11 protein-coding genes are annotated in these 10,000 nt (G+C 47.9%); 3 read left to right on the top strand and 8 right to left on the bottom strand.

The annotated features are described in order from the left end of the window. The 6 genes from LDL40_RS13810 to LDL40_RS13785 all read right to left on the bottom strand — a co-directional run. Window positions 1-551: triacylglycerol lipase (locus LDL40_RS13810; RefSeq protein WP_300995964.1), on the bottom strand; the 551-nt coding region annotated here is incomplete at its 3' end. A gap of 115 nt (window positions 552-666) precedes the next feature. Further along, a complete protein-coding gene (locus tag LDL40_RS13805; RefSeq protein ID WP_300995963.1) occupies window positions 667-1,035 on the bottom strand; it encodes a YbaN family protein in 369 nt (122 codons plus the stop codon). Window positions 1,036-1,058: 23 nt separating this feature from the next. Beyond that, window positions 1,059-1,604, bottom strand: coding sequence for a hydrolase (locus LDL40_RS13800; RefSeq protein WP_300995962.1), 546 nt, complete (start codon window positions 1,602-1,604; stop codon window positions 1,059-1,061). Between the two features lie 138 nt (window positions 1,605-1,742). Continuing rightward, window positions 1,743-2,600, bottom strand: a complete 858-nt coding sequence (locus LDL40_RS13795; protein ID WP_300995961.1) for a PA4780 family RIO1-like protein kinase — start codon at window positions 2,598-2,600, stop codon at window positions 1,743-1,745. A gap of 217 nt (window positions 2,601-2,817) precedes the next feature. Further along, window positions 2,818-3,414 (bottom strand): redoxin domain-containing protein, encoded by a 597-nt coding sequence (locus tag LDL40_RS13790; RefSeq protein ID WP_300995960.1) that lies wholly within the window; start codon window positions 3,412-3,414, stop codon window positions 2,818-2,820. Window positions 3,415-3,430: 16 nt separating this feature from the next. Continuing rightward, window positions 3,431-5,512 (bottom strand): protein-disulfide reductase DsbD, encoded by a 2,082-nt coding sequence (locus LDL40_RS13785; protein ID WP_300995959.1) that lies wholly within the window; start codon window positions 5,510-5,512, stop codon window positions 3,431-3,433. A gap of 233 nt (window positions 5,513-5,745) precedes the next feature. Between LDL40_RS13785 and LDL40_RS13780 the strand changes: the two genes are divergently transcribed. After that, window positions 5,746-6,597: a DUF817 domain-containing protein gene (locus LDL40_RS13780; RefSeq protein ID WP_300995958.1), complete on the top strand. Its 852-nt coding sequence runs from the start codon at window positions 5,746-5,748 to the stop codon at window positions 6,595-6,597. Between the two features lie 23 nt (window positions 6,598-6,620). Here the strand turns inward: LDL40_RS13780 and LDL40_RS13775 are convergent, their stop codons facing one another. Continuing rightward, the gene (locus LDL40_RS13775) at window positions 6,621-7,532 is read right to left on the bottom strand and encodes a LysR family transcriptional regulator (RefSeq protein ID WP_300995957.1); all 912 of its coding nucleotides are present in this window, start codon (window positions 7,530-7,532) and stop codon (window positions 6,621-6,623) included. Window positions 7,533-7,650: 118 nt separating this feature from the next. On the opposite strand from LDL40_RS13775, the gene LDL40_RS13770 reads away from it, so the two are divergent. After that, entirely contained in the window at window positions 7,651-8,394 is a 744-nt protein-coding gene (locus tag LDL40_RS13770) for an SDR family oxidoreductase (protein WP_300995956.1), read from the top strand. 8 nt (window positions 8,395-8,402) lie between these two features. On the opposite strand, the gene LDL40_RS13765 is transcribed toward LDL40_RS13770, so the two are convergent. Next, window positions 8,403-9,092, bottom strand: coding sequence for an SDR family NAD(P)-dependent oxidoreductase (locus LDL40_RS13765; RefSeq protein ID WP_300995954.1), 690 nt, complete (start codon window positions 9,090-9,092; stop codon window positions 8,403-8,405). Between the two features lie 141 nt (window positions 9,093-9,233). Here LDL40_RS13765 and LDL40_RS13760 point away from each other — a divergent pair, with 141 nt between their 5' ends. After that, on the top strand, window positions 9,234-9,896 hold the full coding sequence (locus LDL40_RS13760) for a hypothetical protein (protein WP_300995952.1): 663 nt from the start codon (window positions 9,234-9,236) through the stop codon (window positions 9,894-9,896). Window positions 9,897-10,000: the final 104 nt, after the last annotated feature.

Genomic DNA, 10,000 nt, shown 5'->3' with positions numbered 1-10,000 from the left:
ATCGAATACACTCTGTTACCAAAACGTACACCATATAAATCATCCAGAAAAGGACTGCCAACCGACAAGCCATAAACACCACAAGTGCTGGTGATCACATGCCACGGATAAACCCCACAACTTAATAACCCACGAAAAGCTCCGGCAACGCCAACAAAAGCATCCACCTGATTATGCACTCCAAGTTTAGTAATTTGTTGCGCTGCCAAAGTGGCGCCCATTGAGTGCCCTATCACATCAATTTTGCCGGTGCAGGAAGTGGCCAGCGCATTTTGAATAGCGACTCGCACTGGTGTTTCTTCAGCGCCATTGTGATCATTACAAGCTGCACAACTACTGCTTCCCCAACTGGGTCGATAAATATCAGCAGGCGTGTAACCTTTGGTCAGCAATAAATTATAGGTATTGTTCCAACTGGATGGCGCCGCTGTATTGCCATGCACCAGAACTACTGCATCCAGACAAGCAGCGTGCAACATTGGGCTAAACAGTAGCAGACAGGACAAAGAATTCAGAACTAAACCACGGATGTACTTTGTTATTGTTTTCATAGGTCTTCCTCGGTTGATAATCGGATTAACCATAGAAGAATGTATAAAAATTCAACATAACACTTTGGTGCAGTACGGCGGGTTTTGGATCTCAGGAAGGAGGGAGTAAACCTGCTCAGGCTTCCGGCCTGCGCCATAACCAGATAGCGACAACAGCAAGAAAAAACGGTAATACCACTTTAAGCCAGAAGGGTGCTGTGGATAGCAGCAACATAACAACCGACAAAGACATCATCACACTAGCCAGGTATTTGGCTTTACGGGGCACGGCGCCATGGTCTCGCCAGCGATGTAACGGCGGACCAAAGCTGGGGTGGGCTAATAACCAAAGTTCTAAACGTGGCCAGCCTTTGCCTGCAGACCAGGCCGACAGCAGTAAAAAAGGCACTGTAGGTAAACCAGGCACTACCACACCTATGAAACCCAGCAGCAAACTAAGACAGGCAAGTACACGCCAGAAGGAAACAGTCAGCAGCTTTAACATCACAAGTTCACCGCATGATCACTTTAGCGGATCCAGCCTTTACTGATAGTACGGAAGTTCTCTGTACCCGCTTTATCCAGCCATTCAAAAGCCAGCATTTCTTTACTGATAATTTGTGCACCAGCCTGCTGTAAACGCAATAAAGCCAGTTGACGGTTTTGTTCAGTACGGGAGCCTACAGCTTCTTCGACAATAAACACCTGATAACCGGCAGCTAAGGCATCCATAGCAGTTTGCAGCACACAAACATGAGTTTCAGTGCCCATAATCACCAGTTGGGTTTTGCCGCTTAACTTTATACGCTCAGCGATCAGAGGTTCACGCAAAGCGCTGAAATGAATTTTTTCCATGACATGGTTTTCAGGCACTAACTCGGCCAAAGCAGGCAAAGTAACACCTAAACCTTGTGGATACTGTTCTGTGGCAAGCACAGGCACACCCAGCTGCACAGCAATTTGTAATACCCAAGCCGCAGCTTGTTCCACTTCTTTGCCCTGGTCGATCACTGGCGCCAGTTTTTCCTGCATATCAATCAGCAGCACCAGGCTATCACTTTGTTTCACCAACATATCTATCCCCTTCATACTTGAAGCCGCAGTGTGTTGACTGCGCTCTTTCGCCCCAATCGCATAGGCAACTATGTATGTTGGAATCTCATTCACTTGTCGCCGCGCTGCAACTCCACTTGTCTTGGGTATAATCTTTTTCTAATCCGGTTCATTGGCGGCCTGTTGCCGTTCTTTACGTTCCTGCATTTCGGCAAAAGCGGCGTTAATTTCATCCAGCACAGCACTGACGTCAGCAGCCTGTTCTGACTCAGCAAATTCGCCTGTCAGTACTGTATTTGGATTGAGATTACCAGCTTCGAACAAGGCCCAGATCTCTTTGGCGTATTTTGTGGTGGCCAGTTCAGGCGCAAACTGAGCGTAATACTGGGTGATGTTGTTGACATCCCGCTCCAGCATCCACTGCGCATTGTTATTGGCAGCCGCATCTACAGCTTGCGGTAAATCGATAATCACAGGGCCTTGTGGATCCTGCAGTACGTTAAATTCGGATAAGTCGCCATGCACTAAACCTACGGACAACATGCGCAGAATATCCTGCATCATAGTTTTGTGGTCGCGCCGTGCTTGTTCTGCCGTTAGTTGAATATCATTTAAACGAGGAGCGACATCACCCTCTTCGTCTAAGATCAGCTCCATCAGCAAAATGCCGTCAAAACAGCCATAAGGAACAGGCACCCGTACACCTGCATCAGCCAGTTTGTATAAAGCATCTACTTCAGCATTTTGCCAGCTTTCTTCCGCCTGCTCACGACCAAAAGCCGAGCCTTTTTCCATAGCTCTTGCGCGCCTGGAGCTGCGCACCTTGCGGCCTTCCTGATACTGCACAGCTTTTTTAAAGCTACGTTGGCTGGCGTCTTTATACACTTTGGCGCAGCGAATATGCTCACCACACCGCACTACATAGACGGAGGCTTCTTTACCACTCATCAGTGGCCTGAGTACTTCATCCACCAGACCTTCGTCTATTAGCGGCTGAATGCGTTTTGGAGTTTTCATTGCGCACTTATACCTTGTTTAAGGCGGTGGTAAAAGAGTAAATCCGGATTTTTATCCAGGCAGAGAAACTGCCCCGATTAAAATGCGCTCTACATAGCCAAACTCCTTAGAGTTGCAGCGCGACAATAAGCGAATCAGTACATAGTCGCCTGGTTACTTCTGCAACTGGGGTAAGAGACTGCAGCAGGCAAAGCTGCAGCTCCAGGGAGATGGCAGCTTAGTACTTGATGCTGCAACCGTATGGCTTAGTCACTGCAGGACTGGCCGGATTACCAGCTAACACAGCGGTTAATGCGTCAGAAAAATAAGGTGTGGCTTTGGCTATATCATCCACTTTAGCTGACGGAATACTGTCGATGCCCCCCATATATTGTAAGACACCTTTTTTATCAATCACATACATATGAGGGGTAGTTTTGGCATCATAAGCTTTGCCTGTCACGCCTGTTTCATCAAAGAGCACAGCGTCCGGCATTGCATTGCGGCTGCTGGTTAGTTCATCGGCTTTGGCTGCGCTGATGTGGCCTTGTTTCCCCGGGGCTGAGGAAATCAGGGTTAACCAAACCACCTCTTCAGTGCCAAATTGTTTCTGTAAGCTTTGCATGTTGCCACTGTAGTGTTTAACCACAAAAGGACATTCGTGATTGCTCCATTCCAATACTACAGTTTTACCGGCAAAATCGGCTAATGAGTGGCTTTGACCTTTGCTGTCCATCAAAGTAAAAGCTGGCGCAGCCTGGCCTACTTGAGGTGTAGCAAACAGACTACTGGCAAAACATAAGGCAGATAAACTTAAAGCAAGCTTGAGTTTCATGGTTTCACTCCTGCGGTTATTGACGGGTAATTAAAGGTTGTTTACTGCTCAATTGCTCCAACGCCTGGCGTAATGAATCCGGCGTTAAAATTTGCGGCAAGACTTCAGGCGGCTGACCCGGCCAATACAACACATACAAAGGCACACCATCTCGCTGAAACTGGCGCAAATAATTGCTGATGGCCGGGTCTTTGTTGGTCCAGTCTCCTTTGAGGTACTTCAGGTTATACAACGCCATAGCAGCTTTACTGCTGTCCGTATCCAATGCCACACGTTCGTTGACTAAACAGGTGATACACCAGTCCGCTGTCATATTCACCAGCACAGGCTGACCGTCCTGCACCAGTTGCTTTAAACGTTGCTCTGACCAGACTTCTGCATGATCAGTTTTTTTAAGCTGTTGAGCGCCAGGCTCGGGATACCACAAAAGACCCACTGAGCCGATCAACAAGATCAGGGCGAACAGTCCGCTGACTTTTCCTGCCTGCTGCAGTTGTAACTGCCCCCACAACCAACAAGCCGCACCTAACAAAACCAGACCTGTTAGGGCTAAGGCTAAAGCATCTAATCCTTGCTGACGACCATAGACCCACAATAACCAGACCACGCTTAAATACAGAGGATAAGCCAGCCATTGTTTTAGCTTCTCCATCCAAAGCCCGGGCTTAGGCAACCAGGAGGAAAAGCCAGGCCACCAGGCCAGAAGCAGGAAAGGTAAAGCCATACCTATACCCAAAGCGGCAAAAATAGCCAAAGCGGCGAATGCAGGTTGAGTGGCGGCATACCCTAAAGCTGTGCCCATAAAAGGTGCTGTGCAGGGGCTCGCGACCACAACGGCCAACACACCGGTATAAAAGGAGCCTTTATACCCTTGGTGCTGAGTAAGTTGCTGACCCGAATCCATCCAGCCCAAACCTAATTGCACCACACCAGATAAACTTAAAGCTAATACAAACAGCAAATAAGCCAAGCTTCCCACAACAAGTGGGTTTTGCAGTTGAAAACCCCAGCCAACAGCCTGGCCTGCAGCCCGGAACGCAAGCAGTACAGTTGCTAACAATACAAAACTCAGCACCACTCCGGCGCTGTACCATAATGCTTCTGCTTTGGTGTGCTGTGCAGAGTTTTGACTATTGACCAGACTCACAGCTTTTAAAGACAACACAGGAAAGACACAAGGCATCAGATTCAAAATCAAACCACCCACAACGGCCAAAGCCAACATAACCATCCAATCCAGTAAACTAAAATTGGCGACTATTGGTTCTGATGTTTGAGTTGCGCTCTCATGCTGCAGCTGCAGCAACACAGGACCAGCCGCAGTATTCAGCACCAAGTCAAAGCTGGCCGGGGCCTGATTGAAGTAAGTGTTTTGCTGCTGCCGTAACAACAACTCGCCATCCAGCCAGTCAATCTGTTGAGGAGCTGCGTGATCAACCAACTCGGTCGCGGCAACAAAAAAAGCTGAAACCTTAAGGTCTTCCGGCATTTGCACGACAGCGGAAAACTTCTGGTTTTGCACGCCATAACGGCCTTGCAATTGCAGAGGTTTAGGTTGTCTTTGGCTGGCTTGTTCAAAAAGTTGTAGATAGTCCGTAGCGACAACAGAGGTTTGAGTCACAGCTAAATTCAGAGCAAAACTGGCCTCAGCAGGAATACAAATTTCTTTGCAAACCAGCCAATCAACTTTCGCCTTGATCTGCAACTGTGAGCCGCTGAAGTCAGAAGGAATAGTTAAGTCTGAGACTAAGATGGTGGGACCTTCAAAGCCATAATTCACCAGTGGTGGTACAGATATAGCCGCAGGTGCTGGCCATTGAATAGCACCAGCAGTAACACCAGCAGGTAAAGTCCATGCAATACTGGTGGCTAAACCTGAGTCGCCTGGATTTTGCCAATAGGTGTGCCAGTGTTCATCCGGAATAAAATGCAGTGCCAGCTTCAGCTTCTGGCCTGGCCGCACATCCTGATGGTCGCTGACCAGCTGCGCTTTTAAATGGCTAGCCTTGACCCAGCCGCTGGTTTGAGCCTGAACAGACTGCAGAGCCAGAGCCAATAAAACCAAACAAAACACCAATATGCGCTGAAACAGACTCATCAGAGGAAGCTGACTCCTATTACCCGTGGTTATTTTAGTGTACGGCAATATGGGAACGGCGATCAGTCATCAACCGCAACTGGTTGGGTTTCTGCCTTGTTCGGCTCAACTCAGCCGGCAGAACTGACCCACCAGATTGCCGCATTAGGGGGTGACTCAGGACTTGCTTTTAGCAGCCTCAGCTTATAGTTTGAGCTTACAGAGGGATTTGAAATCACAAGGATAGTCATCGGATGTCGGTGCAAATTAACAAATTTGATCAATGGCTTATGTCTGTTACAACGCCAAAAAACAGTTCAGCATCACAAAGTTTTTGTTGGGAGTTTTTGTTCTTTGGCATCAAACAGGCCAGAGCCTGCTTATTTGTTGGTCTGTTTTTCTTGTCAGTTTTACTGGTTCCACGCCAGGGTGTAGCTGGCATCAGTCGTTACGATTTACTTTTGATTCTGGCATTGTTGATCCAGCTTTGGATGGTCTGGGCCAAACTGGAAACCCTGGACGAGGCCAAGGCCATCAGCCTGTTTCATTTGGTAGGCTTTGCACTGGAGGTGTTTAAGACCTCGGGCAGTATTCAATCCTGGAGCTATCCGGATCCAGCCTTTAGTAAGGTGTTTGGAGTGCCACTTTTTGCTGGCTTTATGTACGCCGCTGTTGGCAGTTACATCATTCAAATTTGGCGATTAATGGAACTTAGAGTACGACACCATCCCCCTTATTGGATGGCCGCTCTGATTGCATCTCTGATTTATCTTAATTTTTTTAGCCATCATTACATAGGTGATTATCGCTGGTATCTGGCCGCTATCACCCTGGGTTTATATGCCAGAACTATGGTGTACTACCATCCGCTGGAAAAAGAACGGCAGATGCCGTTGTTACTTGGTTTTATTTTAGTGGGCTTTTTTATTTGGCTGGCAGAGAACATCAGTACATTTATGGGGTTGTGGAGCTACCCAAACCAGCTGGGCGCCTGGTCTGTGGTCCACGTCGGCAAATGGAGTTCCTGGTCCTTGCTGGTGATCATGACTTTTACCATAGTGGCGCAATTAAAATACGTAAAAGCGCGTATTCATGTTCCGGACTGACACAGAGGCTAAAGGTGAGAAGTTCAGGGAGATTCGGGAAATATCTCCCTGTCACTCAGGGCTTTCACCAGACAGTCCATCACCAGTCTGACCCGATCAGACACAGGCCCACGCTGTGGTCGGTAAACGGATAAAGGCCAGGCTTTTGGCTCAAGTTCAGGTAATAGACGTACTAAAGCGCCAGTGCGAATATGAGGTATAGCGCTGTAGGACGCCAGCTGCGATACTCCCAGCCCGGCCAATGTAGCTTCCACTTCAGCTTCGGCGTCATCCAGACTAAAACTGCAACGCTTCGGCGACCATAACACTGCATCCTTAAAGAACCAATGCCATGGTCTGCCTGTACCTTTGTCCATCAGTACAGTGACTGGCAACAAGGCTAATTGTTCCAGATTGTCAGGGATTTGGTAGCGCGCTAATAACGCCGGACTGGCCACCAGATAAAACCCAACCTGAGCCACCTGACGGACAATAAAACTATTGTCTTTCACTAAACCTATCCTGACGCCTAAATCAATTTGTTCGTCAACGACGTCCGCAATTTGGTCCGAAAAGCGCAAATCCAGCTGCAATGCCTTGTGCTGCGAGGCTAAAGCGGTAAAAACAGGCATTAACGCCGACCGCAAAACCTTTGGCACTGCAACCCTAACCACACCAGCAATCTCATCTTTGCTCTGGGCCTGCCGTTTTTGAAACAAGATATCCAGTTGCTCCAGGCTGGACTTTGCCTGCACTAAGAACTCTTCGGCAAAGCGCGTCAGTCTGATATGGCGGGTGCTGCGATGGAACAATACTTCCCCTGTATGCTGCTCCAATTGTTGCACTGCTCTGGTTACCGCCTGAGGAGAAATATGCAAACGCACTGCGGCCGCCTTAAAACTATCGGATTGGGCGGCAGCACAAAAAATTCGCAGCAATTCAACTTTGTTCAACATAAATTATTCCAAATTCAGGAATTGTAATATCAAAATATTTCCATTTTTTGGATTTGTCTATCCCTACATACTGCTGTGGCCAAGAGCAACTTTGTACAAACCAACTGAGGAACACAGCATGAGTAAGAATATTTCAGGAAAAACTGTAGTAATCACAGGTGCCAGCAGTGGCTTAGGAGAAGCAACGGCTTATCATTTGGCCAGTCTGGGCGCCAAGGTCGTATTAGGGGCGCGCCGCGAGGATAAACTGCAGCAGATTGTCGCTAGTATCGAAGCCCGTGGCGGGCAAGCCGCTTATCTGGTAACTGACGTCACTCAAGCCGGTGATGTGCGGGCTTTGGTACAATTGGCAGTTCATCGTTTTGGCAAGTTAGATGTCATCATAAACAACGCAGGCCTGATGTCGATAGCGCCACTTAGTGAGCTAAAAACTGATGAGTGGGACCGAATGATAGACATCAACATCAAAGGGGTACTCTATGGTATAGCAGCGGCACTACCTGTATTTGAACAACAGCAACAGGGGCATTTTATCAATATCTCCTCTGTTGCCGGCACTAAAGTGTTCAGCCCTGGTGGTACTGTGTATAGCGGTACTAAGTTTGCGGTACGGGCGATCAGCGAAGGTTTACGTCATGAAGTTGGAGGTAGCATCCGTACTACCACTATACTGCCTGGTGCTGTTGATTCTGAGCTGAAGCATGGCAGCAGCCATCAGCAAAGCGCAGAATTTGTGGGTAACTTCTATCAGATGGCTATTCCGGCTGACTCGGTGGCCAGAGCCGTGGCTTATGCTATTGAGCAACCTCACGAAGTCGACATTAACGAAATAGTACTGCGCCCTACAGTGCAGGATTTCTAAAGCCGCTGTTACCATTCAATCTGAGTTTTATTGCGGAAAAATGCACCTGTCGGCCCGTCATCCCCAAGACTGGCGAGCCAGACCGGTGTTTCCGCGCCTTGTTCAGGACTAAGATCCGCTGCTTCTCCTCCCATACGGGTGCGTACCCAGCCGGGGCAAGCCGCATTGACTTTCACTTCTGGCATCAATGCACGGGCACAGTTGACCGTCACTGCATTCAGTGCAGCCTTGCTAATAGCGTAACAAGCAGGACCTTCCAGTCCTTCAGAGAAACTCCCCCAGCCAGATGAAATATTTACGATACGGCCGTACCCCCTTTGTTTCATTAACTGGCCAAACACTTTACACAGCATAAAAGGCGCTACTGTATTTACTGACAAACTATGCATCAAATCTTCGGCATTAGTCTGAGCGACATCGCTGGAATGCAGTATGGCAGCATTATTAATCAGCACATCTACCGGACCGTATTGACGCTCTATTTGCAGCGCTTTTTGCTCCAGTAACAATGGATCAGTTAAATCAAGCCGCACGGCAATACCACAACCTAAGATTGCCACAGCCTCTTCTGCATCTTTTTGTTGGCGCGCAGCCACTAAAACCCGGTAAGTTCCCAGTTGCAACATATGTCTGGCAATCGCAAAACCTATGCCCCGATTTGCCCCTGTGATCAAAACTGTTCTATGCTGTTGTGCCATATAGTTCTCCAACGCTGGTTTTTTATCCTTGTAGAGTATTTTTAACATTTTTTCGTGAAATAGTGATGACGTTATTAAAGATTTCCTCAGTCCCTGGCGCAATAATCTGAAGCAAAGCGTTTAATTACAGGTAAGGATCGGATGTACGGCATAAGCCATTTTCAAACCCTAGGGCTATGGGCCTTGTCCGCACTTTTTGCGGTGTCCAGTTTTTTGCTTGACGCGTGCGAATTTAAAGTTCCGCTTGATCCGTCCTGTGCGGCCCTATTAGAACAACATCTGATAGAAAACACGCCACTAAAGGTACAGAGAAACAGTAATTTTTTACATCTGGAGACTGAAGCCGGAGCAGTGTCTTTCCCGATTTTTAAAGAAAAAACCGACGAGGATACTCAACCCTTTGTGGTCGCTTATCTGAAAGACGTTGAATTGATAGTCGTTTGGGTTTTTGAATCGCCAGGCCGTAGTGTTTATCTGATCAACAGGAAAACCGGTATTCAAACACAGATCAATGGCTTCCCCTTGTTATCTCCAGACAAAAAACGCCTGCTGGTTTATTCAGAAGCTCATACAGATAAAGAAAATGCCAACCTGATTGTAATTTATAAAATCCGATACACTAAACTGCGCGCTGAAATAGTGCTCAGTGGTGATGACAACAGGCTACAACCCTGGAACCCAATGAACATGCGCTGGGTCAACCCCACTCAGGTTGAGTTTACCAGGCTACACAATCAAAACGGTCAGCCAGAGCATAAGAGACAAAATTTGATCTTTGAAAAGGGTAAGTGGCTGTTGCACTAGTGGTTAATGCAGCACCTGCTGACCGACCAACTGGTGCGACAATTGCCAAAGCCTGCGCCTTTGGCACAGGGCCTGATACTCAGCCCTGAGTCTGGCCGACTCCT

It is taken from the genome of Rheinheimera sp., from assembly GCF_020217005.1.
GTDB lineage: Bacteria > Pseudomonadota > Gammaproteobacteria > Enterobacterales > Alteromonadaceae > Pararheinheimera.
Note: the sequence above shows the minus strand (reverse complement) of the source record. Positions and strands in the feature narration are given on the sequence as shown.